This is a genomic window from Paracoccus tegillarcae, assembly GCF_002847305.1.
Lineage (GTDB): Bacteria > Pseudomonadota > Alphaproteobacteria > Rhodobacterales > Rhodobacteraceae > Paracoccus > Paracoccus tegillarcae.
Genome location: NZ_CP025408.1, coordinates 3,114,348 through 3,137,932 on the forward strand (window position 1 = coordinate 3,114,348; position 23,585 = coordinate 3,137,932).

Consider the following 23,585-nt stretch of genomic DNA (forward strand, 5'->3'; position numbering starts at 1 on the left):
CATGCTTCAACGGGCAACGCAGTGGTGGGGTTGGCCTGCGGCTGCCGACTGCCTAACGTCCAAGCTTGGCGTGAACCTCGTCCAGATCGATGTCCCCGACCGGCATCTTGTTGTCAGGATCGTCGAAATCATAGCGAAACAGCTTGAAGTCGTTGTGGTACATTTCCCAGACCAGATGGCGTGAAAGATCGTCGAAATAATCGCTGATCTTATGGGCACGCTTAGGGCCATGGCCTTCGGATTCGTTGAAACGGGGCACATCCTCGACATCCAGCTGGACCGGGGTTTCGGCTGCGGCCAGAACCTTGCGCATCCCGTCATTGAAAGTTTCGGTAAAGAAGATCTGGTCGTAATGCCCGCCATTGGTGATGAAGGTCGACACATGGCCCGAAATTGCCGACCAGTGGATGTCGGGCTCCATCGGGCGGCGCCAGCGAATCGTGTCGCGCGCGAACAGCAAGAAGCGGCGAAATGAGTTGATCTGGTCGAAATCGAAACCATCTTCGGGGCTGCCAACCTCTATGCCGTAGGTCTGGATCAATTGCGGCACCAGCTTACCGCGATAGCGGTTGCCGTTGCGCTGGATGCCCGCGATCTTGTCGAAAAACGATGACAGGATGCGGCCATAAGGATTGCGAACGCAGGTGAATGACAGCGCCTGACCGTTGCGAACAGCATTTTCGATAGGCTGCTGGCTGCGTTCATAGGCCCATTTGTGCAGCCCTTCGGTCGCATCGTGGATATCGCCGTCAAAGTATCGGCCGTGGTCGGAATAGAACATGATCTGACCGATCGAAGAGCAGGCGCATTTCGGCACCACGCGATAGACCATGCTTTCACTTTCCGTCATCCAGACGCCGGGAAATCCCATCGCTACCCTCTTGTCTTGCAAACCGTGACTGCAGCTGGCTTCTTGCCCTGCCGGTCAAAATTGTTACAGACAGAAAGCAAATCGCCGCGCGCATTTCAACGCCTTGATAGTCAGGTGGCGCAAACAGTTAAGGAAAAACACAGCCCGTATGGCCCGGATCGCCTTTATTCTGCTGGCCCATAAGGAACCCGAAGCGGTGATCAGGCAGGCGCGCCGATTGACCGCGACGGGTGACTATGTGGCAATTCACTTTGATGCGCGGTCCAAGGCGCGTGATTTTGCGCGTATCAAGGCAGAGTTGGGTGACAACCCCTCGGTGGTTTTTGCCCGGCGGCGGCATAAATGTGGCTGGGGCGAATGGTCCCTGGTCGCGGCGACCTTGGACGCGGTACGGGCTGCCAGCGACGCGTTCCCGCTGGCCACGCATTTCTATCTGCTATCGGGCGATTGCATGCCAATCAAATCGGCCCAGGAAGCGCGCGAATTCCTTGACGCAGATGATTGCGACTATATCGAAAGTTTCGATTTTCACAGCAGCGGCTGGATCAAGACCGGCATCAAGGAAGAGCGGCTGTCGCGCTATCATCTCTTTAACGAGCGCAAGAACAAGTGGCTGTTCTATGCGAACCTGCGATTGCAGCGAAAGCTGGGTATTACCCGCAAGCCGCCCGCTGATATCCGCATGATGATCGGCTCGCAATGGTGGTGCTTGCGGCGCCATAGCATCGAGAAGATGCTGGAATTCTGCGATACGCGGCCTGACGCCATGCGCTTTTTCCGCTTTACCTGGATACCGGATGAGACCTTCTTTCAGACCGTCATTCCCCATGTCGTCCCGCGCACAGAGATCCGGACCCGTACACCGACCTTTCTGATGTTCACCGATTACGGGATGCCGGTGACCTTCTACAACGACCATTACGATCTGCTCGTCTCGCAGGATTACCTGTTCGCGCGCAAGATCAGCCCCGAGGCGCGCGACCTGCTGGCACGCCTGGCCGCACTTTGGCAGGCCGAGGGGCAATGGTTCGCGCGTTCGAACGAAGGGCCGGCGCTGTTTCAGTTTCTGACCGCGCAGGGACGGGTCGGTCGGCGTTTCGCCCCGCGTTTCTGGGCGGCCGATGGCGGCCTCGGGCGCAATGCGGTGCTGCATGTGATCGTGTCCAAGAAATGGCATCTGGCCAAACGGCTGACCGGCGCCATCCGCGAGCGAACCGATATTCCCGCCGTCGATTACCTTTTCAACGAAGATCAGGCCAATCTGCCCGATCTGGGCGGCACGGAAACCACCCTGGCCAAGCGGCAGAACCACCGCCGCGCCTTACTGAGCCTGCTCTACGAACAGTTCGAGGCGCAGCGGTTGGTCATCTGCCTTGATCCGTCGGCGCTGTCACTATTGGGCGATTTCACGGCAGATCGTGCCAATACGCGGGTGCTGCTGATCGACACCGTGTTCGACGATGATTACCTGCGCGGCCATATCAGCCGGGTCGGCCTGGCCGGCCAGCATACCTCGACCGAAATGGTCGAACGGCTGCTGCCGACGGTGCGCGCCGATTTGCAGCAAGAGGTCGATCGTCTGCGCGACATGGATGCGGCCAATCTGTTCGAAATCTCTCACACGCGCGATCTTGCCGCGAATGCGGATGCGCTGGCTCAGTTTCTGGATATCGCGCCGGAAATCGCGCATGATCTGGCCAGCACACCGCGTCTTTTCGACGACTAGGCAGAATAGGGGACCCCGAAGATGGGCTATGAGTATGACGACCAGAATATCTTTGCCAAGATCCTGCGCAAAGAGATCCCCAACGACACCGTCGCCGAAAACGATCACGCGCTGGCGTTCCGCGACATCTCGCCCAAGGCGCCAAGCCATGTGCTGATCATCCCCAAGGGAAAATATGTCAGCTTTGACGATTTCGCAGCCAATGCCTCGCCCGAGGAAATCACCGATTTCATGCGGCTATGCGCCGAGGTCACACGGCTCGAGGGCGTCGCGCTGGACAGCGGCAATGGCTTCCGTGCGATCACCAATGCCGGGTCAGACGGGGTGCAGGAGGTGCCGCATTTCCACGTGCATATCATGGGCGGTCGCAACATGGGTCCGATGCTGATGCTGCGGGATTGACCTGCGCAGGCGTCCCGGACCCAATCTCGCTATAGCCCGAACCGCGACCTTTTGTCAGCCGGCCGCCTGATTTCTGGCTTCCCGGTTGTCGGGCGATCATTCTTTCGCTACATCAAAATCGTTATGTAATAACATATTTTGAAATGGAGCGATGAAGATGGGCAAACATAGCAGACTGGCAGTGATGGTGATCGCGGCGCTGACATTGTCGGGCGTGGCGGCTGTGGCAAACGAAAAGGACAAGGATGGTCATGCGCATGCGCATGCCGATGCGTCAGTCGCCAAGGGCTATTTCGACGACGACCAGATCCGGCCGCGCGGTCTGACTGACTGGCAGGGTGATTGGCAGTCGGTCTATCCGCTGCTTGTCGATGGCAGTCTGGATGAGGTGATGGACCATAAGGCAGAGCAGGGCGACAAAACGGCCCAGGAATACCGCGCCTATTATGACGCCGGCTACAAGACGGATGTTGATCGGATCGTGATTGACGGGGACGGTGTGATTAGCTTTTTCACCGAGGCCGATGAGGTCTCAGCGCGCTACGCGCCGGATGGCCATGAAATCCTGACCTATGCAAAAGGCAATCGCGGCGTGCGTTTCATCTTTGAAAAGGCCGAGGGCGATGACGCGGCGCCAGACTTCATCCAGTTCAGCGACCACATCATCGCGCCGCAGAAATCGGGGCATTTCCACCTCTATTGGGGCGATGATCGCGCCGGACTGCTGGAAGAGCTCAGCAACTGGCCGACCTATTACCCGGCCGGACTGGACGGCGAACAAATTGCGCATGAGATGACGGCGCACTGATCGCTGCACACCAGGGCAGGGCCTGCGGGTGCTGCCCTATCCTCGCGTCAGATCGACGAACACATCTTCCAGATCGGGTGCCTCGATCGCCACATCCATGATGGGCACGCCGGCACCGCGTATCGCATCGATCAGTTGATCGGCGCGCAAACGTGACGGCGGATAGCTGATGGCCAATTGTCCGTCGGGGCGCCACTCGCCGGTGGCGCCATCCGGCAGAGCCGGCATATCGACCGGCCCGCCCGCATCGATCACCAGCGTCTTGCCGTCCATGCGGCCCAACAGGACCGAGGTGCGGTCGCGGATGATCAACTCGCCATGATTGATGATGGCGATCTCGTCGCACATCTCTTCGGCCTCTTCCAGATAATGCGTGGTCAGGATGATGGTCATGCCCTGTTCGTTCAGCCGGCGCACATTGGCCCACAGCATCTCGCGCAGGCCGATATCGACGCCTGCGGTCGGCTCGTCCAGCACCAGAACGTTGGGCCGGTGGACCAGTGCCTTGGCCAGCAGCAGCCTTCGCTTCATCCCGCCGGACAGGTTGCGGGTGTAACTCTCGGCCTGATCGGTCAGTCCCACCAGCGCCAGCAACTCATCCGTCCAGCGTTCTGACTTCGGCACGCCATACAGCCCCGCCTGCACCTCAAGACTGGCGCGCGGCGTAAAGAACGGATCGATGTTCAGTTCCTGGGGCATCACGCCGATGGCGGCGCGCGATTGACGCGGATTAACATCCTGATCGAAGCCCCAGATAACGACATGGCCGTCGGTCTTGTTCACCAGCCCCGCCAGGATGTTGATCATCGTCGATTTGCCGGCGCCATTCGGGCCCAGCAGGCCAAAGATGCTGCCAGCGGGAATCGCCAGATCAATGCCCTTCAACGCCTCTTTCGGTGCCTGCTTGCCGCTTGCGGCATAGGTTTTGCGCAGACCACTGATTTCAATCGCATTGAGTTCCGATTTACGGTCCGATCTGTCTGGCATCATACGCCTTCCCCAGCTAAGATTGGCCGCAGCTAACCCAGTTTCGTGCCAAAGCTCAAGGAACGGACATGACCGCAACGCCCGCGCATAGCGCACCCGAGACCGAAACCGTCACCCGCTGGAGGATTGCCTGCGATGGCGGCGAACTCACAGAACTGGGCCATCCACGCGTCTGGCTGGTGATCCCGCGTGACACGGGCTGGGTCGATTGCGGCTATTGCGACAAGCGCTTCGTGATCGATCGCGATCACGCCCATGACGATCACTGACCAGCGCGGCTCTTTCTTCTTTATCATAAATATCCCGGGGGAAGCCCTGACCGGCCCGTCGAGGGCCGGGCAGGGCTGGGGGCAGAGCCCCCGTGCGCAGCGGCGACGCTGTTAGCCCCTTTGCCCCCCGACGCGCTTCATGTCACATAGGTCGCGACACCCGCGAGAAGGACCAGCGACATGAGCTTCGGCAAAGGCCACAACCTGCATCTGATCGACGGCTCGGCCTTTATTTTCCGCGCCTATCACGCGCTGCCACCGCTGACGCGCAAATCCGACGGTCTGCCGATCGGCGCGGTTGCGGGCTTTTGCAACATGCTGTGGAAATACGTCACCGACGAAAAGGGCAGCGATGCGCCCACCCATGCGGCGGTGATCTTTGACCATTCCTCGAAGACGTTTCGCAACGACATCTATCCAGAATACAAGGCCAACCGCCCGGAACTGCCCGAGGATCTGCGCCCGCAGTTCCCACTGACCCGCGAGGCGACGCGCGCCTTCAACATCGCCTGCATCGAGACCGAGGGCTACGAGGCCGATGACATCATCGCCGCGCTGTCTTGCAAGGCACGCGATGCGGGTGGTCGCGTGACCATCATCAGCAGTGACAAGGATCTGATGCAGCTTGTGGGTGGCGGCGTCGAAATGCTGGACCCGATCAAGGGCAAGCCCATCGGTCCCGAAGAGGTCGAGGAAAAGTTCGGCGTGGGCCCCGAACGGGTCATCGACGTGCAGGCGCTGGCCGGCGATTCGGTCGATAACGTGCCCGGCGCACCGGGCATCGGGATCAAGACAGCGGCGCTTTTGATCAACGAATATGGTGATCTGGAAAACCTGCTGGCCAATGCCGAACAGATCAAACAGCCCAAGCGTCGTCAGACGCTGATCGACAATGCGGACCTGATCCGCATCTCGAAGAGCCTGGTTACATTGGATTGCGACACGCCGCTGGATTTCACGCTGGAAAGCCTCGAGGTCAGGGACCCCGATGCCGAGGCACTGTTGGGCTTTCTGGCGCAGATGGAATTTCGCACGCTGACAGGGCGCGTGGCGGAAAAGCTGGGCGCCGAGGCCCCGGTGATCAGCGCAACGCCGGTGGCGCCCTCGGCGGGCGGTGCAGGCTCAGCGCCTGCGGGCGCGCCTGATTTCCCACAGATCGACCGCGCGGCGTATCAGACGATCAGCGATGCCGAGACGCTGGCGGCCTGGATCGATGATATTCGCGAAGTTGGTTATGTGGCCATCGACACTGAAACCACCAGCCTTGACGAGATGCAGGCCGAGTTGGTCGGCATTTCGCTCGCCACGCGGCCCGGCCATGCCGCCTATATCCCGCTGGCGCATGTGGCGGGCGAGGCGGATCTGTTCGGCGGTGGCGCGCTGGTCGAGGGGCAGATGGATGCCGAGGCGGTGCTGGCCGCGCTTAAGCCGGTGCTGGAAGACGATGCGATCCTGAAGATCCTGCACAACGCCAAATACGACTACAAAATCCTGGCCCGGCAGCTTCGCGATCGGGGTGGCATCCATCTGTCACCCGTCGATGACACGATGCTGATGTCCTATGCGCTTTACGCGGGTGCACATAATCACGGCATGGATGAGTTGGCGCAGAACTATCTGGATCACAAGCCGCAGCCGATCAAGGATCTGATCGGCTCGGGCAAATCCCAGATCAGCTTTGCGCAGGTGCCCGTGGCAGAGGCCGCAGGTTATGCCGCCGAAGATGCCGATGTGACGCTGCGGCTGTGGGAGGTGTTTCGCCCAAGGTTGATGTCGCAGGCAGTCACCACCGCCTATCAGACGCTGGAACGCCCGATGATCCCCGTTCTGGCGGCGATGGAGCGAGAGGGCATTCTGATCGACCCGCAGCATCTGTCGCGCATGTCGGGTGCGTTTGCCCAGAAAATGGCGCAGTTCGAGGATGAAGCACAGGAACTGGCAGGCACCAAGTTCAACCTTGGCAGCCCCAAGCAGTTGGGTGAGATCCTGTTTGAGCAGATGGGATTGCAGGGCGGGGCCAAGGGCAAGTCCGGGGCCTATTCCACCAGCGCCGACGTGCTGGAGGATCTGGCAGCCGAAGGACACAATCTGCCTGCCCGCGTGCTGGACTGGCGGCAATTGTCCAAGCTGAAATCGACCTACACGGATGCGCTGCAAACCCATGTGAACCCCGATACCGGGCGGGTCCATACCAGCTATTCCATCACCGGTGCGCAAACCGGGCGGCTGGCCAGCACCGATCCGAACCTGCAAAACATCCCCGTGCGCAGCGAGGAAGGCCGCCGGATCCGCGAGGCGTTCATCGCGGCGCCCGGCAAAAAGCTGGTCAGCCTCGATTATAGCCAGATCGAGCTGCGCATTCTTGCCCATGTCGCAGACATCACGACGCTCAGGCAAGCGTTCAAGGACGGCATCGACATTCACGCCATGACCGCCAGCGAAATGTTCGGCGTGCCGGTCGAAGGCATGGATCCTATGATCCGCCGTCAGGCAAAAGCCATCAATTTCGGCGTGATCTATGGCATCTCGGGCTTTGGCCTGTCGCGCAATCTGCGCATTCCGCGCGCCGAGGCGCAGGCCTTTATCGACACCTATTTCGAACGCTTTCCCGGCATTCGTGAATATATGGACAAGACTGTGGGCGACGCCAAACGCGACGGTTTCGTGCGCACCCTCTTCGGGCGGCGCATCAACACACCCAATATCGATGCCAAGGGACCGGCGGCGGGTGGTGCCAAGCGCGCGGCGATCAATGCGCCAATTCAGGGGGCCGCGGCAGATATCATCCGCCGCGCGATGATCCGGATGCCAGAGGCGATCAACGGTCTGCCTGCCAAGATGCTGCTGCAGGTCCATGATGAACTGGTCTTCGAGGTGCGCGAGGATGCTGTCGACGATCTGATCATGGCGGCGCGCGCGGTGATGGAAAACGCGGCCGAGCCGGCGGTAAAACTGTCTGTTCCGCTGGTGGTCGATGCTGGCGTGGGGGACAACTGGGCGGAGGCGCATTGATGGGCGCTCAGCACGATCACGGACATCAGGGCCACAGCCACGCAGTGCCCACCAGCGACCGTGCGATCCTGTGGGCCGTGGTGGTCAATCTGGCGCTGACGGTTGCGCAGATTGTCGGCGGTTATATCGCGGATTCGACCGCGCTGATCGCGGATGGCGTCCACAACCTTTCTGATGCGCTGGCGCTGGTGCTCGCCTTCGGCGCGCGGCGGCTGGCCCGTCGTCCGGCGACGCCTGATTTCAGCTTTGGCTGGGGCCGGGCTGAAATAGTGGCGGCCTTCGTGAATTTCCTGGCGCTGATCGCCGTCTCGATCTGGCTGATGATCGAGGCATTTGGCCGGTTGACCGATCCCCCCGAGGTCGCGGGTGGGTTGGTGATGGGATTGGCCAGTTTCGCGCTGCTTGTCGATCTGGCGACCGCCGCGCTGGTCTATCGTTCTGCCAGGGAAAGCGTGAACATCCGTGCGGCCTTCTTGCACAATCTGGCCGATGCCGGGGTGTCGGTCGCGGTTATTGTCGGCGGCGCGCTGATCTGGGCCTTTGGCTGGTATCTGGCCGATCCGGTCCTGACGATTCTGATTTCGGTGGTGATCATGTGGCATATCGCCGGAGAGATCGGCCCGGTGTTTCGCAGTCTGATGCTGGCTGCCCCGGCGGGCGTAGAGCCGGACGAGGTGCTGGATGCCCTGCGTCAGATGCCGGGCGTCGCGGATGCGCACCACCTGCACCTGTGGCAGATCGATGAAAAGCGCAACGCGGCCTCGGTTCATTTGCGCACAGAGACGCCCGGGTTTGGCGGCCTGATCGGGGATGCCAAGACCATGCTGCGGACGGATTTCGATATCCATCATGCCACAATCGAGATCGAACTGCCGGATGAGCCCTGCGCCGATGTGGCGGCAGATGATGGATCACATGGCGATGGGCATGATCACGGCCCTCACGATTGAACGGGACGCCCCTGCAAATGCCTCGCGGATCAGCGCGCCATAAAGACGGGCAGCGTCGCGTTTTCCAGCATGTTTCGCGTCGCACCGCCCAGGATCGCCTCGCGAAAGCGCGAATGGCCGTAAGCCCCCATCACGATCAGATCGGCATCCATATCCAGCGCATGGCGGTTGATCTGCTCGCTGACCGAGGACGCCGTGCGGGCCAGCACCGCGATTTCGGCCTGTACGCCGTGCCGCGTCAGCATTCTGGCCAGCCCCGAGCCGGGCTCTGCGCCCTCGAATCCCGCACGTGTCGGATCGATTACGGTGATCTCGACCCGCTCGGCCTGTCGCAACAGGGGCAGGGCGCGGCGAATGGCGGTCATGGCCTCATTGGACTGGTTCCAGGCAACCAGAACGCGGCGAAACCGGGTCGAAAGCAGGCCGTCGCGCGGCACAACCAGGATCGGGCAGTCGCCCTCGAACATCGCGGCTTCGGTCACGGTCTCGGCGCTGCCCGCCGCGCCCTCGCCGTAAGGCTGTGACATGATCGTCAGATCGACATAGCGCGCCCGGTGCCCGACCAGATTGGCGACGCCGCCGAGCTGCGCGACGACGGATTCGACGCCCCACCGCAGATCGCCGTCATTGGCCAGTTGTTCGTTGACCGCAGTGCGAAGGGTTTCGGCCTCGGTTTCCGCAGCCTCAAGGCCCTGTTGAAACACATAGGGCGCGCCGCCGGGGAAATAGTAGCCGGGCTGGCTGAGGTCCAACCCAAGGCACAGGATGTCCAGATGCGCGTCCTCGTGCCGGGCGATCTGTCGAGCCGCGTCCAACTGCGCCATTTGAACATTGCTGGAAAGAACGGTCAGGATGCTTTTGTAAGCCATATCAGCCTCCTTTCGGCTGGATCGGTCGGCTTGCATCGCCTTGGCGCGCGCAGCCGCCACGGGGAACAGGAAACCACAAAAAACGGTGCTGCGAAAGCGTGTTGACCGAGGGCTGCGACGGCATGTCGCAACCCATACCTGTGCCGGCTTGCGCGCGGATGGCCAGTTCGGACAGGTGCTGTCGCCGCGATCAGGCGGCCAATTCGCCTTGCAGAGAATTCGTCGCGCTTTCCACGATCCGCACCTGCACAAGATCGCCGATCTGCGCATCAGGGGCCTCGACAAAGACCGAGTGCAGATAGTCGGACTTGCCGATGATCTGCCCCGCCTCGCGGCCCTTTTTCTCGAACAGGACGCCCAGGGTGCGACCGACCATAGCCTGCTGCACGGCCTTTTGCTGGCGGGTCAGCAGCGCCTGCAATTCCTGCAACCGCGCATCGGCCACCGCGCTTTCAACTTCGGGGCGGTCATAGGCGGGCGTGCCGGGACGGGGAGAGTACTTGAAGCTGAAGGCCGTTCCAAAGCCTACCTGTTCGATCAGACGCAGCGTATCCGCGTGGTCCTGATCGGTTTCGCCGGGAAAGCCCACGATGAAATCGCTGGTCAGCAGAATATCGGGCCGTGCCTCGCGGATGCGCTCGATCAGCCGCAGGTAATGTTCCGCCGTATGTTTGCGGTTCATTGCCTTCAGGATCTTGTCGCTGCCCGACTGCACCGGCAGATGCAGATAGGGCATCAGTTGCGGCACATCGCGATGCGCTGCAATCAGATCATCGGCCATGTCATTGGGATGACTGGTGGTATAGCGGATGCGGTCCAGCCCATCGACCTCGCCCAAGGCGCGGATCAGCCGACCAAAGCCCCATTCGCGGCCATCTTCGCCGCGCCCGTGCCAGCCATTCACATTCTGCCCCAGCAGCGTGATCTCGCGCACGCCGCGCGCGACCAGATCGCGGGCCTCGTGCATGATGCGGTCGACCGGGCGGCTGACCTCGGCCCCGCGGGTATAGGGCACGACGCAGAAGGCGCAGAACTTGTCGCAGCCCTCCTGCACGGTCAGGAATGCCGCTGGCGCGCGGCGCGTGGCGCGGCGTTCGGGCAGGTGATCGAATTTGTCTTCTTCGGGGAAGTCGGTGACGATCTTCGGTGCTTCGCCGCGCACCATGGCGGGCAGGCGGTGATAGGCCTGCGGACCCACGACCAGATCGACCAGCGGCATCCGGCGGGTGATTTCCTCGCCCTCGGCCTGCGCCACGCAGCCTGCAACGCCGATCTTAAGATCGGGCTTTTCAGCCTTGAGCGGCTTGAGGCGGCCCAGATCGGAATACAGCTTTTCGGCAGCCTTTTCACGGATATGGCAGGTGTTCAGCAGCACCATATCGGCGTCGCGCTGATCTTCGGTCAGCACATAGCCTTCCGCGCCCATGGCCTCGGCCATGCGCTGGCTGTCATAGACGTTCATCTGGCAACCATAGGTCTTGATGAACAGCTTCTTCGGTGCTGTCGATTGATCGGTCATGGGCGGCTGTCCTTGGGGTTGTCGGGCTGATACAGGAAAGCGGTGCATTTGCAAAGGACCAGCCAACGTGGACAGCGATCTGACCACCATATCCAGCATTGGCCCCGCAACCGCGCAGGCGCTGATCGCTGCGGGTGTGCCGGATGCCGCCACGCTGCGCCAGATCGGCGCGCACGAGGCTTATCGCGCATTGTTGATCGCGGGCAGCAAGCCGCATTTCATCTGGTATTATGTGCTGCATATGGGCTTGCAGGGTCGCCCGTGGAACGACTGCAAGGGCGCCGAGAAAAAGGCGCTGCGAAAGCGCTTCGATGGCCTGGTTTCCGAAGTCCGGGGCGTGCCGCTGGCCGGAATCGAGGCCGAGCTGGATCTGCTGGGCCTGCGCGCGCCAAAGGATTGATCGCGCTCGTCAGGCTTTCTGATCGGCCCAATCGGGATTTCGCTCGAACAGGGCGGCGACAAAGGGGCATAGCGGCACGATCTTGAAGCCGTTCTCGCGCGCATCTTTCACCATCGCTTCGACCAGCGCGGTGCCAACGCCCTGGCCGCCAATTGCTTCTGGCACGCCGGTATGGTCAGCGATCACGGCGGTTGACCCATTCTTCGAAAAGGTCAGTTCGGCCTCGTGCCCGTCCAGCGTGGTGACATAGCGCCCGCCTGTGTCGCGGTCTTCTTTGGTGATCGTCAGATCGGTTTTCATTCTGCCTCGAACCCGGCCTTTGTGTGGCTGCCGTCGCAATAAGGTTTGTTCTTCGAATGACCACAACGGCACAGGAAGAATTTTGTTCCTGTGGCCACCGGACGACCGCTACCCGCGATGATCTCCAGATTGCCCGACACCATCAGGGGGCCGTTTTTCGTCGGTTTGATTGTCAGCGGCCCGTCGCGCGCATCCAGTTCCGCCAGTTTGTCGTCCGCGGTAGCCAGAGCTGCCGTTGCCGCGAAATTGGCGTCTTGGTGGCTGTTGTCGCAAAATGGCATGTTCTGCGACTGTCCACATCGGCACAGCAGCGCGCGTTTGCGCGGATCTTGCCCGTCAATGCGGATATCGCCGCGCAGTTCATTTGGACCGTCTTCCCACGGACGCATCACGTTGACCTTGGGCAAGGTTTCCGCAAGCCCGCCATCCTTGCGCTCATAGGTCAGCGCGCCCGAGGGGCAGGCGTCGATGACACGCGCGATTTCCTCGGCCTGGGCCTGATCGGGAAAGATCCAGCCGCCCTTGGTGCCAGGGCGAAAGACGGCGGGCAGGCCCAGCACGCAGCGCCGGGCATGGATGCATTTCCTGCCGTCAAAATGGACGGTGATGGTGTCGGATTGGGCTGGCGGCATGGCTTGCTCCGGTATGGACGGCTGCTACTGGAAACCAGGTTGCCCGATCCTGACAGGCTGTCAATGACGGGCGTCGCGACCGGTCCCCGGTATCCGCGACCAGATGCCGCGGAGATTTCGGGTTGGGCGTGACCGTCAATCCAGCTAATATCGCCGAGGAAAAGCAAGGAGTATGCTGGTGGAATTCGGTGTTGTCGAACTGTCGCGCCTGCAATTTGCGCTAACCGCCCTGTTTCATTTCCTGTTCGTGCCGCTGACAATCGGGTTATCGATTCTGATCGCGATCATGGAAACGGTCTACGTCATGACCAACCGGCCGATCTGGCGACAGATGGCCAAGTTCTGGGGCGCGCTGTTTGGCATCAATTTCGCCCTTGGCGTGGCCACGGGCATCACCATGGAATTCCAGTTCGGCATGAACTGGTCGTATTATTCGCATTACGTCGGCGATATCTTCGGCGCGCCGCTGGCCCTGGAAGGGATGATGGCCTTCTTCCTGGAGGCGACATTTGTCGGGTTGTGGTTCTTTGGCTGGGAAAAGCTGTCGAAACAGGCGCATTTGCTGGTCTGCTGGCTGATGGCCATCGGCACCAACTTCTCGGCGCTTTGGATCCTGATTGCCAATGGCTGGATGCAGAACCCGGTCGGTGCCGAGTTCAATCCGCTGTCGATGCGGATGGAGATGACCAGCTTTTCCGAGGTGGTCTTCAACAGCGTGGCGCAGGCGAAATTCGTGCACACCGCCAGCGCGGGCTATGTCACCGGCGCGATGTTCGTGCTTGGCGTGTCCGCGTGGTACATGCTCAAGGGTCGCCATGTCGAACTGGCCCGCCGGTCCATCGGCGTGGCCGCCAGCTTTGGCCTGGCCGCGGCGCTGTCAGTCGTGGTGCTGGGCGACGAGTCTGGCTATGACACCGGGCTGAACCAGAAGATGAAGATGGCCGCGATCGAGGCGATGTGGGAAACCGAGCCCGCGCCGGCGTCATTCACCCTGCTCGGTATTCCCGACAAGGAAGAGCGAGAGACCAAATGGGCGATCCATATTCCTTATGTAATGGGTCTGATCGGCACTCGTTCGCTGGACACCGTGATCCCCGGCATCGAGGAACTTGAAGCCGAGGCACGGGCACGCATCCGATCGGGTCTGATCGCCTATGACGCGCTGCTCAATATCCGCACCGATCGCGATCAGGTCGAAGCAGAGCAGCAACAGCGGTTCGAGCAACATTCCGAAAATCTGGGCTATGCGCTTTTGTTGCTGCGCTATGTGGATGACCCGCGCGACGCGACGGATGAGCAGATCATGCAGGCCGGCGAAGACACGATCCCGGCGGTCTTTCCGATCTTCTGGGCGTTCCGCATCATGGTTGGCATCGGCATGTTGCTGATCGCGGTCACGGCCTATTTCTTCTATCGCACCTCGTTCCGCGCCGGCAATTATCCCAAATGGGCCTTGAAAATGGCCGTCCTGATCATGCCTCTGCCATGGGTCGCGGCTGAAATGGGCTGGATCGTGGCCGAGTTGGGTCGCCAGCCCTGGACGGTGGACGGCGTCTTGCCCACAGCCCTTTCCGTCAGTCATTTGTCGGTGACCGAGGTGCTGCTGACCCTTGCCGGGTTCTCGTTGTTCTACACGGCGCTGTTCGTCATCGAGATAAAACTGCTGCTGAAATATATCCGAAAAGGCCCGCATGAAGATGTCGAGGCCACCGACGAATGGCTGGATGCGCATCGTGCGCGCCTGCTGCCAGCGGAGTAAGCAACAATGATCCTGCATGAATTCATGTCCTACGAAGTCCTGCGTGTCATCTGGTGGCTGCTGATCGGCGTGTTGCTGATTGCTTTTGCGCTGACCGATGGTTTTGACATGGGGGTCGGGGCGTTGCTGCCCTTTGTGGCCCGTGAAGACGCGGAACGGCGTGTCGTCATCAACACCGTCGGCCCGGTCTGGGAAGGCAACCAGGCCTGGTTCATTCTGGGGGGCGGTGCCATCTTTGCCGCCTGGCCGCCGCTTTATGCGATCAGCTTTTCAGGCTTTTACCTGGCAATGTTCCTGATCCTGGCGGCGCTGATCCTGCGACCGGTTGCGTTCAAATACCGCAGCAAGCGCGAAGATCCCGCCTGGCGCGCGCGCTGGGACTGGGCGCTGTTCATCAGTGGCACGGTGCCGCCGCTGTTGTTCGGCGTGGCGGTCGGCAATGTCCTGCTGGGGGCGCCTTTTCATCTGACCGAAGACCTGCATTCGATCTATGAAGGCGGCGCCTTCGGCAAGCTTTTCGGCCTGCTGCGCCCCTTTGCGCTGCTGTGCGGTGTGGTCTCGGTGGCGATGCTGGTTGCGCACGGCGCTGGCTGGCTGGTGCTGAAGACCGAAGGTGCGATCCAGCAACGCGCCCGCAGCTTTGGCAGCAAGGCGGCGCTGGTGGCGATGATCGGTTATGCGCTGGCGGGCCTGTGGCTGGCCTTTGGGATCGAAGGCTATGTCTTTGTGTCAGAGCCGCTGCATGACGGACCGTCAAACCCGCTGCTGTCCGAAGTGGTGCGCCAGGGCAGCTGGCTTGCCGCCTATGGCACCCGGCCCTGGATCATTCTGGCGCCGGTTATGGGTTTCGTCGGCATGGCGATGGCCATGCGTGCGCTGCGCGAGAGCCGAGGCGATCTGTCGCCGCTGATGTGGTCGCAAATGGGGATCTTCGGAATGATCTCTTCGGTGGGGCTGACCATGTTCCCCTTTATTCTGCCCTCGAACAGCAATCCTGACAGCTCGCTGACGGTCTGGGATGCGTCATCCTCTCATATGACGCTGTTCGTCATGCTGGTGGCGTCGGTGATCTTTCTCCCCTTGATCCTTCTCTATACCGCCTGGGTGTATCGGGTGCTTTGGGGCAAGGTGACCACTGACGAGGTCAGTGATCCCGATAAACATGCCTATTGAGGAAAGGACGGAACCATGTGGTACTTTGCCTGGCTTTTGGGGCTTCCGCTGGCGGCATTGCTGGCCGTGGTCAACGCGATGTGGCTGGAACTGCAGACCGATCGCCAGATCATGAACGAGACCCGACGGTCGAGATCACGCGACGAGTTGTGATCGCGCATCCGCCGAACGCAGCAGCGACAGGGTCATGCGCGTGATTGGGGGGGCTTGCGTTGTGGCGCATTTCATACTTCATTTGCGGCCATGAGATTGCCCCATTTTGCCCCGCTGCCCGCAAGCCTGCCGGCCACCGTGCCCTTTGTCGGCCCCGAGACGCTGGAACGTCAGCGCGGCGCGGCGTTTCCGGCCCGGCTTGGTGCCAATGAGAACGGCTTTGGTCCGTCGCCCAAGGCGATCGAGGCCATGGCGCAGGCCGCAGGCGAGGTCTGGAAATATGGGGACAGCACCAGTCATGATCTGGTCCATGCTCTGGCAGCCCATCACCGCGTGACGCCCGCGCATATCCTGGTGGGCGAGGGCATTGACGGGCTCTTGGGGCTGACCGCGCGGCTGATGCTGGCACCGGGCGATGCGGTCGTGACCTCTGATGGGGCCTATCCGACCTTCAATTACCATGTCGCGGGCTTTGGCGGGGTGCTGCACAAGGTGCCTTACCGCAATGACGCCGAGGATCCCGCTGCCCTGACCGCCATGGCGCGCGAGGTTGGTGCCCGCCTGACCTATATCGCAAACCCCGATAATCCGATGGGCAGTTGGCACGAGGGCGATGTGATTGCCGCGATGCTGGACGAATTGCCGCCCGATAGCCTGCTGCTTCTGGATGAGGCTTACGTCGAATTTGCACCCGACAGTGCCGTGCCGGCAATTTCACACGATGATCCGCGTGTGCTGCGATTTCGGACCTTTTCCAAGGCCTACGGCATGGCGGGCGCGCGGATCGGTTATGTGATCGGCCACCCTGATCTGATCGCGGGGTTCGAGCGTATTCGCAACCATTTCGGCGTGAACCGTGTCGCGCAGGCTGGCGCGCTGGCAGCACTGGGTGATCAGGATTGGTTGGTGCAGGTGCAGGGGCGGGTTGCCGCCGCGCGGAATCGCATTGCCGCGATTGCCGGCGAATGCGGCATGACTGCGCTGCCCTCTGCCACGAATTTCGTGGCGGTCGATACCGGGCGCGATGGGTCGCATGCGCGCGCCATCGTGCAGGGGTTGGCCGAAAGGGGCGTCTTTATCCGCATGCCGGGCGTCGCGCCCCTTGATCGCTGCATCCGCGTGTCATGTGCGCCAGAGATCGAACTGGACCTGTTCGCGGAAGGGCTGCCGCAGGTTCTGAGCGAGTTCTAGGCAGCTATTGCGTCCCGCGACGGCTGGGGGGCTTGTGCAGCCCCCCAGACCCCCCTGCAGGATATTTGTGTGAAGAAGAAAGGTTGGGCTTTGGATCAGCCCATCCTGGCCAGTTGATCCAGTGCCGTTTGCAGCCTTGCGATATCATCATCGAGTGCGGCCAGCTTTTCGCGGGTTTCCTCGATCACTTCGGCCTCTGCATTTGCGGTGAATTTCGGGTTGGCAAGGCGCTTGCGCAATCCATCGGCATCTTTCGCTGCCTTGGCGGCGGATTTGTCGAGCCGTGCCGTTTCCGCGGTGATGTCGATCACATCGCCGATGGGCAGGGCAAAGCTGGCGCCTTGCGCGCCGACCGCGATCATGCCCTTGGCGGCTGCGCCGTCTTGCGGGGTATTCACGCGGGCCAGCCGTTCGATCAGGGGCGCGTTGGGGGCCAGTGCCGCGCGGGCCGCATCATCGGCCTCTGTCACGATCAGGTCCAGTTTCGCACCGGCGGGCACGCCCATTTGCGCGCGGGCCGAACGGATGGCTTCGATCAGCGAAATCACCCAGTTCATCTGGCGGTCGGCATCGGCGTCGATCAGCTCCGCGCCATAGGCGGGCCAGTCGCCATGAACCAGCATCCTGGTCCGCTCGCCGGTCAGCGCCCATAATTCCTCGGTCACGAAGGGCATGATCGGGTGCAGCATCAGATAGCACTGGTCCAGCACCCACCCCATCGTGGCGCGGGTTTCATCGGCATGTTCCCCGTCGAACAATGGCTTGGCGAATTCCACATACCAGTCGCAGACCTTGCCCCAGACAAAGGCGTAAAGCCCGGTGGCGGCGTCGTTGAAGCGGTATGTTTCCAGCGCCTCATCGGTCGATTGACGGATGCGCGCGACCTCGCCAATGATCCAGCGGTTGACGGTGTGGCTGGGGGTGGGGCGTGCAGCCCCGCCGCGCACGCCGTTCATTTCGGCGAAACGGGTGGCGTTCCAGATCTTGGTGACGAAATTGCGGTTCGCCTCGACATGTTTCGGCCCCAGTTTCGGGTCGCGGCCCATCGCGGCCATGCTGGTCAGCGTGAATCGCAGCGCATCCGCGCCGAAATCGTCGATCAGGGTCAGCGGGTCGATGACGTTGCCCTTGGACTTGGACATCTTCGCGCCCTTTTCGTCGCGCACCAGCCCGTGGACATAGACGGTGTGGAAGGGCACGTCCTTGACGACTTCCAATTGCATCATCATCATCCGGGCGACCCAGAAAAAGATGATGTCAAAGCCGGTTATCAGCACATCGGTCGGGAAATATTTCTGCATTTCCTCGGTCGGTTCGGGCCAGCCTAGCGTGCCGATGGGCCAGAGGCCGGAGGAGAACCAGGTGTCCAGAACGTCGGGGTCGCGCCAAACCGGATAGACCAGCCTGGTCGGGTCTTGCGTCAGATTGTAGTCGGCCAGCGATTGCGCGAAGGTGTCGATGGCGGTTTCGCGATCGGGAACCTCGACGATACGAGAGACCTCCAACGGCTGTGGCAACCCGGCGATGGAATCGCGGAACTGTTCGATCACACCTTCAAAATTCGCCGCAGCGTGCTGAATCCGTCCGCGATGGACAAGTCCGTCCACCAGCAATTCAAAGATTTCGACCTCGTCCAGCGCGCCGTTGCCTTCGTCATCCTTGAAACCGTCGATGCTCAGATCCAGCCCATACCAAACCGGAATCTGATGCCCCCACCAAAGCTGGCGGCTGATGGTCCATGGCTCGATATTCTCCAGCCAGTTGAAATAGACCTTCTTGTGCTGTTCCGGCAAAATCTGCGTGCGGCCATCGCGGACAGCGTCGAGCGCCGGACCGACGATGCGCCCGGTATCAACGAACCATTGGTCGGTCAGCATCGGCTCGATCACCACGCCGGACCGGTCGCCGAAGGGCTGGGTGATTGGCTTGGCGTCGATCAGCGGGCGCAGTTCGAGATGTTCGGCGTTGGTTTCCTTATCGATTTCCTTGTGCAGATAGGTGACGGCCAGTTTTTCGGCGGTGATCTGGTTGATCACCTGCTGGCGCGCCTCGAACCGGTCCAGACCGCGCAGGTCCTCGGGGACGAGGTTGACGTTTGACACATCGCCCACATCCTCGCCATTGGCGGCGCGACTGGCGATGGCGGCGCTGTCCTCATAGGACAGCCCGTCCTCGCGCATCGCGCCCTTGGTGTCCATCAGCGCGTATAGCGGGATGCCGTTGCGGGTGGCGACGCCGTAATCGTTGAAGTCATGCGCGCCGGTGATCTTCACCGCGCCCGAGCCGAAATCGGGGTCGGGATACTCGTCGGTGATGATCGGGATCAGGCGGCGATGTTCCTTGGGCCCGACCGGAATTTCGCACAGCTGGCCGACGATGGGGGCATAGCGCGCATCACCCGGATGCACCGCAACCGCGCCGTCGCCCAGCATGGTTTCGGGCCGCGTCGTGGCGATGCTGATATAGTCGCGGGTTTCGCGCAGGGTGACGTTGCCGTCTTCGTCGCGTTCCACGTATTCATAGGTGGCGCCACCGGCCAGCGGGTATTTGAAATGCCACATATGGCCGGGCACTTCGCGGTTCTCGACCTCAAGGTCGCTGATGGCGGTTTCGAAATGGGGGTCCCAGTTCACCAGCCGCTTGCCGCGATAGATGATGCCCTTGTTGTAGAGGTCGACGAAAACGCGGATCACCGCGTCGTGGAAATTACCCTCTTCACCCGCAGGGGCGCCGGGGGCGCCCGACATGGTGAAGGCATTGCGCGACCAGTCCAGCGAGGCGCCAAGGCGCCGCAACTGCCCCATGATCGTGTCGCCGGATTCCTGCTTCCATTCCCAGATCTTTTCGACAAAGGCATCGCGCCCGATCTCGCGGCGATTGGGTTCCTGACGTTCGGCCATCTGGCGTTCGACCACCATCTGTGTGGCGATGCCCGCATGGTCCTGACCGGGCTGCCACAGCGTGTCGAACCCGCGCATCCGGTGCCAGCGGACCAGAATATCCTGCAAGGTGTTGTTGAAGGCGTGGCCGATATGCAGGCTGCCCGTCACGTTGGGCGGCGGGATCATCACGGTAAAGGTTTCCTTGCGTGAGGCATTCGCCCCTGCCGCAAAGGCATTGGTCTGATCCCATTGCGCCGCGATCCGCGCTTCGGCGGTGGCGGCGTCAAAGCTTTTGTCCATGCTCATCGTCGTGATCCCGATTTTTGTTGCACAGGGCTTATCGAAGCCGGGGCGAAAGGCCAAGGGCCGGCTGACGGGCAGGGCCTTGGTGACAGTTTGCTGACAGGTTTCTCATACAATTATCGCTTGCCATGACGAAACCGACTGGCGAGAGTAACGGCACGATCAAGCCGGTCTGATACGAACCGGTAGATGACCAATGGGAGGATATTTTATGAAGATGTTTCTGACCGCTGCCTGCGGGCTGGCGATGATGGCCGGTACGGCAATGGCATCCTGCGAGGATGGCGAAACCGTGGTCAAATTCAGCCACGTCACCAATAGCGACAAGCACCCCAAGGGAATTGCCGCACAGTTGTTCGCTGACCGCGTGAACGAAGAAATGAACGGCAAGATGTGTGTCGAGGTTTATCCGAACTCGACCCTTTATGACGACGACGCGCTGTTGGAGGCCATGTTGCAGGGCGACGTGCAGTTGGGCGCGCCTTCGCTGTCGAAGTTTGAAACCTTCACCAAGGTTTTCCAGATTTTCGATCTGCCCTTCATGTTCAAGAACATCGCCGCCGTGGATGAATTCCAGGCGTCCGATGCCGGACAGGAGATGAAATCCAGCATGGAACGTCGCGGCCTGCTGGGGCTGGAATTCTGGCACAATGGTATGAAGCAGTTGTCGGCCAACAAGCCGCTGCTGACCCCTGATGATGCCAAGGGGCTGAAATTCCGCGTGCAGCCCAGTGACGTGATCATCGCCCAGATGGAGGCGATCGGAGCGTCCGCGCAGCCCATGGCATTTGCCGAGGTCTACGGCGCGTTGCAGACCGGCGTTGTTGACGGACAAGAGAACGCCTGGTCAAACATCTATGGCCAGAAATTCTACGAGGTCCAGGACGGCACCACGGAAACCAACCATGGTGTGCTGGACTATCTGGTCGTTGCTTCGACCGACTGGCTGGACAGCCTGGATCCCGAGGTCAAGGACCAGATGCTGACCATCCTGAACGAGGTCACGACCGAGCGGAACGGCGCGGTCAACGATGTCGACATGGAGGCCCGTCAGGCGATCGTCGATGCCGGTGGCGAGATCCGCGAGCTTGACGATACGCAGCGTCAGGCATGGGTCGATGCGATGCGCCCGGTCTGGGATCAGTTCGCCGAAGGCGTCGGGCAGGACAATATCGACGCCGCGCAAGTGATCAACGAAAACCACTGACACCGATACAGGCCCGCCCCTGCATAGGGGGCGGGTCTTTTCGCGCATCGGGGGACAGTTGCGATGAGCCGTCACTATGAGCCAAGCGGTCGGGTGGGCCGTTTCGTGAACAGCTTCGAAGAAAACACCATCGCCATTATCCTTGGCCTGATGACCGTTATCACCTTCGTCAACGTGGTCATGCGATACGTCTTTCAGACGTCGCTGATCTGGGGGCTGGAGCTGGTGCTGGCGCTTTTTGCCTGGCTGGTGCTGCTGGGCGTCAGCCACGCGGTCAAGATCAATGCGCATCTTGGCGTGGATGCGGTGATCAACATCCTGCCGCCCAGAGCGCGCAAGGTGCTGGCCCTGACGGCGGGGGCGCTGTGTATCCTGTATGCCTTGCTTTTGCTGAAGGGGGCGTGGGATTACTGGGCACCCTTTGCCGGCTTTCAACAGACCAGTGGACGCTGGTTCCCCACCGGTTTCATCGAGACCCGCGACCGCGCCTTTTACGAGACCGAGCAGATCCCGATGCCGGGTTTTCTGGCCTGGATGGGCGATGCGTTCAATCAGGGCGAGGCTTATGAAAAACTGCCGCGCATGGTGCCTTATGTGATCCTGCCTGTCGGCGTTGCCTTGCTGCTGTTCAGGTTGTTGCAGGCCGTCTGGATGATCTGGATCGGCAAACGCGATGCCCTGATCGTCAGCCATGAGGCCGAAGAAGCGGTCGAAGATGTCCGCCACATGAATATCGAGGATTAACCCATGGATGTGGCGTTACTGTTTTTCCTGATCATCGGGCTGATGCTGCTTGGCGTGCCGATTGCCGTCTCGCTTGGCCTGTCCTCGACGCTGTTCCTGCTGTGGTTTTCCGACACCTCGCTCGCCTCGATTGCGCAGACGCTGTATAACGCGATGGAGGGCCACGCGACGCTGCTGGCCATTCCCTTTTTCATTCTTGCATCCAGTTTCATGTCCACCGGCGGCGTCGCGCAGCGGATCATCCGCTTTTCCATCGCCTGCGTGGGTCATCTGCCCGGCGGGCTGGCCATCGCGGGCGTGTTCGCCTGCATGATGTTCGCGGCGCTGTCGGGGTCGTCGCCGGCCACAGTGGTTGCCATCGGCTCGATCGTCATCGCCGCGATGCGGCAGGTGGGCTATACCAAGGATTTCGCAGCAGGCGTTATCTGTAACGCAGGGACGCTGGGGATTCTGATCCCGCCATCCATCGTCATGGTCGTCTATGCCAGCGCCACCGATGTCTCGGTCGGGCGGATGTTCCTTGCCGGCGTCATTCCGGGGCTGTTGGCGGGCGGGATGTTGATGGTCACCATCCTCGGCATCGCCATCTGGAAGAACATGCCCCGCGGGGAATGGCTGGGCTGGGGCGAAATCTGGGCCAGTTTTCGCGATGCCTTCTGGGGGCTGATGCTGATCGTCATCATCATGGTCGGCCTTTACGGCATTCCGGGCGTCACCAAGGCGATCTTTACACCGACCGAGGCCGCCGCCGTCGCCTCTGTCTGGGCGTTCATCGTCGCGATCTTCATCTATCGCGACATGGGGCCGCTGAAGGATGGCGACCGGCGCATTCCGCTGTGGCAAAAACCGCAGGCGCTGATCACCGGTTTTTTCCATCCCGGCACCCGCGATGTTCTTTATGACGCGGGCAAGCTGACCATTACGCTGATGTTCATCATCGCCAATGCGCTGATCCTGAAACACGTCCTGACCGACGAACAGATCCCGCAGCATATCGCCGGGGCGATGCTGGATGCGGGTTTTGGCAAGATCATGTTCCTGATCATCGTCAATATCATCCTGCTGATCGGCGGTCAGTTCATGGAACCGTCGGGCCTGATCCTGATCGTCGCGCCGCTGGTCTTTCCCATCGCCATCGAGCTTGGCGTCGACCCGATCCATCTGGGCATCATCATGGTGGTCAATATGGAAATCGGCATGATCACCCCGCCGGTCGGTCTGAACCTGTTCGTGACCTCTGGCGTGGCGGGCATGTCGATGATGCGCGTGGTGCGCGCGGCGCTGCCGTTCCTGGCGGTGCTGTTCGTGTTCCTGATCCTGATCACCTATGTGCCGATCCTGTCGACATGGCTGCCGACGCTGATGATGGGCCCTGAGGTGATTGTCCGTTAAGGCGTTGTGATCGGACCGTGGCGGCGCTATCCTGTC

At 61.1% G+C, this 23,585-nt stretch carries 21 protein-coding genes; 14 read left to right on the forward strand and 7 right to left on the reverse strand.

What is annotated here, in order from left to right:
* Positions 1-52 precede the first annotated feature (52 nt).
* On the reverse strand, positions 53-871 hold the full coding sequence (locus tag CUV01_RS15155; RefSeq protein ID WP_101461203.1) for a sulfotransferase family protein: 819 nt from the start codon (positions 869-871) through the stop codon (positions 53-55).
* Positions 872-1,019: 148 nt separating this feature from the next.
* On the opposite strand from CUV01_RS15155, the gene CUV01_RS15160 reads away from it, so the two are divergent.
* The 3 genes from CUV01_RS15160 to CUV01_RS15170 all read left to right on the forward strand — a co-directional run bounded on the left by CUV01_RS15160 (position 1,020) and on the right by CUV01_RS15170 (position 3,807).
* On the forward strand, positions 1,020-2,597 hold the full coding sequence (locus CUV01_RS15160; protein WP_101461204.1) for a DUF5928 domain-containing protein: 1,578 nt from the start codon (positions 1,020-1,022) through the stop codon (positions 2,595-2,597).
* A gap of 21 nt (positions 2,598-2,618) precedes the next feature.
* Positions 2,619-2,999, forward strand: coding sequence for a histidine triad nucleotide-binding protein (locus CUV01_RS15165; protein ID WP_101461205.1), 381 nt, complete (start codon positions 2,619-2,621; stop codon positions 2,997-2,999).
* A gap of 157 nt (positions 3,000-3,156) precedes the next feature.
* The gene (locus tag CUV01_RS15170; RefSeq protein ID WP_101462144.1) at positions 3,157-3,807 is read left to right on the forward strand and encodes a ZinT family metal-binding protein; all 651 of its coding nucleotides are present in this window, start codon (positions 3,157-3,159) and stop codon (positions 3,805-3,807) included.
* Between the two features lie 36 nt (positions 3,808-3,843).
* Here the strand turns inward: CUV01_RS15170 and CUV01_RS15175 are convergent, their stop codons facing one another.
* Positions 3,844-4,797, reverse strand: a complete 954-nt coding sequence (locus CUV01_RS15175; RefSeq protein WP_232962292.1) for an ABC transporter ATP-binding protein — start codon at positions 4,795-4,797, stop codon at positions 3,844-3,846.
* A gap of 65 nt (positions 4,798-4,862) precedes the next feature.
* On the opposite strand from CUV01_RS15175, the gene CUV01_RS15180 reads away from it, so the two are divergent.
* The 3 genes from CUV01_RS15180 (at position 4,863) to CUV01_RS15190 (ending at position 9,025) form a co-directional block, all read left to right on the forward strand.
* The gene (locus CUV01_RS15180) at positions 4,863-5,063 is read left to right on the forward strand and encodes a zinc-finger domain-containing protein (protein ID WP_101461206.1); all 201 of its coding nucleotides are present in this window, start codon (positions 4,863-4,865) and stop codon (positions 5,061-5,063) included.
* A 180-nt stretch (positions 5,064-5,243) separates the two neighbouring features.
* A complete protein-coding gene (polA, locus tag CUV01_RS15185) occupies positions 5,244-8,075 on the forward strand; it encodes a DNA polymerase I (RefSeq protein ID WP_101461207.1) in 2,832 nt (943 codons plus the stop codon).
* The gene (locus tag CUV01_RS15190) at positions 8,075-9,025 is read left to right on the forward strand and encodes a cation diffusion facilitator family transporter (RefSeq protein ID WP_101461208.1); all 951 of its coding nucleotides are present in this window, start codon (positions 8,075-8,077) and stop codon (positions 9,023-9,025) included. Before polA ends, CUV01_RS15190 begins: the two co-directional genes overlap by 1 nt.
* 29 nt (positions 9,026-9,054) lie before the next feature.
* Here the strand turns inward: CUV01_RS15190 and CUV01_RS15195 are convergent, their stop codons facing one another.
* Positions 9,055-9,894, reverse strand: coding sequence for a universal stress protein (locus CUV01_RS15195; protein WP_101462146.1), 840 nt, complete (start codon positions 9,892-9,894; stop codon positions 9,055-9,057).
* Positions 9,895-10,084: 190 nt separating this feature from the next.
* Entirely contained in the window at positions 10,085-11,413 is a 1,329-nt protein-coding gene (gene miaB / locus CUV01_RS15200) for a tRNA (N6-isopentenyl adenosine(37)-C2)-methylthiotransferase MiaB (RefSeq protein WP_101461209.1), read from the reverse strand.
* A gap of 67 nt (positions 11,414-11,480) precedes the next feature.
* On the opposite strand from miaB, the gene CUV01_RS15205 reads away from it, so the two are divergent.
* Positions 11,481-11,813: a TfoX/Sxy family protein gene (locus CUV01_RS15205; RefSeq protein WP_101461210.1), complete on the forward strand. Its 333-nt coding sequence runs from the start codon at positions 11,481-11,483 to the stop codon at positions 11,811-11,813.
* Positions 11,814-11,822: 9 nt separating this feature from the next.
* Here CUV01_RS15205 and CUV01_RS15210 read toward each other — a convergent pair whose 3' ends face one another.
* Both CUV01_RS15210 and CUV01_RS15215 read right to left on the reverse strand, forming a co-directional pair.
* Positions 11,823-12,113, reverse strand: a complete 291-nt coding sequence (locus tag CUV01_RS15210) for a GNAT family N-acetyltransferase (RefSeq protein WP_101461211.1) — start codon at positions 12,111-12,113, stop codon at positions 11,823-11,825.
* Positions 12,110-12,745, reverse strand: a complete 636-nt coding sequence (locus tag CUV01_RS15215) for a CDGSH iron-sulfur domain-containing protein (protein ID WP_101461212.1) — start codon at positions 12,743-12,745, stop codon at positions 12,110-12,112. The genes CUV01_RS15210 and CUV01_RS15215 overlap by 4 nt, the downstream gene beginning before the upstream one ends.
* Positions 12,746-12,923: 178 nt before the next feature.
* Between CUV01_RS15215 and CUV01_RS15220 the strand changes: the two genes are divergently transcribed.
* The 4 genes from CUV01_RS15220 (at position 12,924) to CUV01_RS15235 (ending at position 17,021) form a co-directional block, all read left to right on the forward strand.
* On the forward strand, positions 12,924-14,504 hold the full coding sequence (locus CUV01_RS15220; RefSeq protein WP_101462147.1) for a cytochrome ubiquinol oxidase subunit I: 1,581 nt from the start codon (positions 12,924-12,926) through the stop codon (positions 14,502-14,504).
* Positions 14,505-14,510: 6 nt separating this feature from the next.
* Complete coding sequence (gene cydB / locus CUV01_RS15225; RefSeq protein ID WP_101461213.1) at positions 14,511-15,677, forward strand: cytochrome d ubiquinol oxidase subunit II; 1,167 nt, start codon at positions 14,511-14,513, stop codon at positions 15,675-15,677.
* A 15-nt stretch (positions 15,678-15,692) separates the two neighbouring features.
* Positions 15,693-15,830: a cytochrome bd-I oxidase subunit CydX gene (gene cydX / locus CUV01_RS15230; RefSeq protein WP_101461214.1), complete on the forward strand. Its 138-nt coding sequence runs from the start codon at positions 15,693-15,695 to the stop codon at positions 15,828-15,830.
* Positions 15,831-15,920: 90 nt separating this feature from the next.
* A complete protein-coding gene (locus CUV01_RS15235; protein ID WP_101461215.1) occupies positions 15,921-17,021 on the forward strand; it encodes a pyridoxal phosphate-dependent aminotransferase in 1,101 nt (366 codons plus the stop codon).
* Positions 17,022-17,116: 95 nt separating this feature from the next.
* Here the strand turns inward: CUV01_RS15235 and CUV01_RS15240 are convergent, their stop codons facing one another.
* On the reverse strand, positions 17,117-20,209 hold the full coding sequence (locus tag CUV01_RS15240) for a valine--tRNA ligase (protein WP_101461216.1): 3,093 nt from the start codon (positions 20,207-20,209) through the stop codon (positions 17,117-17,119).
* Positions 20,210-20,417: 208 nt separating this feature from the next.
* On the opposite strand from CUV01_RS15240, the gene CUV01_RS15245 reads away from it, so the two are divergent.
* The 3 genes from CUV01_RS15245 (at position 20,418) to CUV01_RS15255 (ending at position 23,549) form a co-directional block, all read left to right on the forward strand.
* Positions 20,418-21,413, forward strand: coding sequence for a DctP family TRAP transporter solute-binding subunit (locus CUV01_RS15245; RefSeq protein WP_101461217.1), 996 nt, complete (start codon positions 20,418-20,420; stop codon positions 21,411-21,413).
* A 63-nt stretch (positions 21,414-21,476) separates the two neighbouring features.
* Positions 21,477-22,157 (forward strand): TRAP transporter small permease, encoded by a 681-nt coding sequence (locus CUV01_RS15250; RefSeq protein ID WP_101461218.1) that lies wholly within the window; start codon positions 21,477-21,479, stop codon positions 22,155-22,157.
* A 3-nt stretch (positions 22,158-22,160) separates the two neighbouring features.
* Positions 22,161-23,549, forward strand: a complete 1,389-nt coding sequence (locus CUV01_RS15255; RefSeq protein WP_101461219.1) for a TRAP transporter large permease — start codon at positions 22,161-22,163, stop codon at positions 23,547-23,549.
* Positions 23,550-23,585: the final 36 nt, after the last annotated feature.

Excerpts from the sequence above, each read along its gene's own strand:
- CUV01_RS15160 (WP_101461204.1), top strand. The coding sequence starts at position 1,020 with ATGGCCCGGATCGCCTTTATTCTGCTGGCCCATAAGGAACCCGAAGCG.
- cydB (WP_101461213.1), top strand. The coding sequence starts at position 14,511 with ATGATCCTGCATGAATTCATGTCCTACGAAGTCCTGCGTGTCATCTGG.
- miaB (WP_101461209.1), bottom strand. The coding sequence starts at position 11,413 with ATGACCGATCAATCGACAGCACCGAAGAAGCTGTTCATCAAGACCTAT.
- CUV01_RS15250 (WP_101461218.1), top strand. The coding sequence starts at position 21,477 with ATGAGCCGTCACTATGAGCCAAGCGGTCGGGTGGGCCGTTTCGTGAAC.
- CUV01_RS15255 (WP_101461219.1), top strand. The coding sequence starts at position 22,161 with ATGGATGTGGCGTTACTGTTTTTCCTGATCATCGGGCTGATGCTGCTT.
- CUV01_RS15190 (WP_101461208.1), top strand. The coding sequence starts at position 8,075 with ATGGGCGCTCAGCACGATCACGGACATCAGGGCCACAGCCACGCAGTG.
- polA (WP_101461207.1), top strand. The coding sequence starts at position 5,244 with ATGAGCTTCGGCAAAGGCCACAACCTGCATCTGATCGACGGCTCGGCC.
- CUV01_RS15155 (WP_101461203.1), bottom strand. The coding sequence starts at position 871 with ATGGGATTTCCCGGCGTCTGGATGACGGAAAGTGAAAGCATGGTCTAT.
- CUV01_RS15195 (WP_101462146.1), bottom strand. The coding sequence starts at position 9,894 with ATGGCTTACAAAAGCATCCTGACCGTTCTTTCCAGCAATGTTCAAATG.
- CUV01_RS15215 (WP_101461212.1), bottom strand. The coding sequence starts at position 12,745 with ATGCCGCCAGCCCAATCCGACACCATCACCGTCCATTTTGACGGCAGG.
- CUV01_RS15170 (WP_101462144.1), top strand. The coding sequence starts at position 3,157 with ATGGGCAAACATAGCAGACTGGCAGTGATGGTGATCGCGGCGCTGACA.
- CUV01_RS15175 (WP_232962292.1), bottom strand. The coding sequence starts at position 4,797 with ATGATGCCAGACAGATCGGACCGTAAATCGGAACTCAATGCGATTGAA.
- cydX (WP_101461214.1), top strand. The coding sequence starts at position 15,693 with ATGTGGTACTTTGCCTGGCTTTTGGGGCTTCCGCTGGCGGCATTGCTG.
- CUV01_RS15240 (WP_101461216.1), bottom strand. The coding sequence starts at position 20,209 with ATGAGCATGGACAAAAGCTTTGACGCCGCCACCGCCGAAGCGCGGATC.
- CUV01_RS15235 (WP_101461215.1), top strand. The coding sequence starts at position 15,921 with ATGAGATTGCCCCATTTTGCCCCGCTGCCCGCAAGCCTGCCGGCCACC.
- CUV01_RS15210 (WP_101461211.1), bottom strand. The coding sequence starts at position 12,113 with ATGAAAACCGATCTGACGATCACCAAAGAAGACCGCGACACAGGCGGG.
- CUV01_RS15180 (WP_101461206.1), top strand. The coding sequence starts at position 4,863 with ATGACCGCAACGCCCGCGCATAGCGCACCCGAGACCGAAACCGTCACC.
- CUV01_RS15245 (WP_101461217.1), top strand. The coding sequence starts at position 20,418 with ATGAAGATGTTTCTGACCGCTGCCTGCGGGCTGGCGATGATGGCCGGT.
- CUV01_RS15165 (WP_101461205.1), top strand. The coding sequence starts at position 2,619 with ATGGGCTATGAGTATGACGACCAGAATATCTTTGCCAAGATCCTGCGC.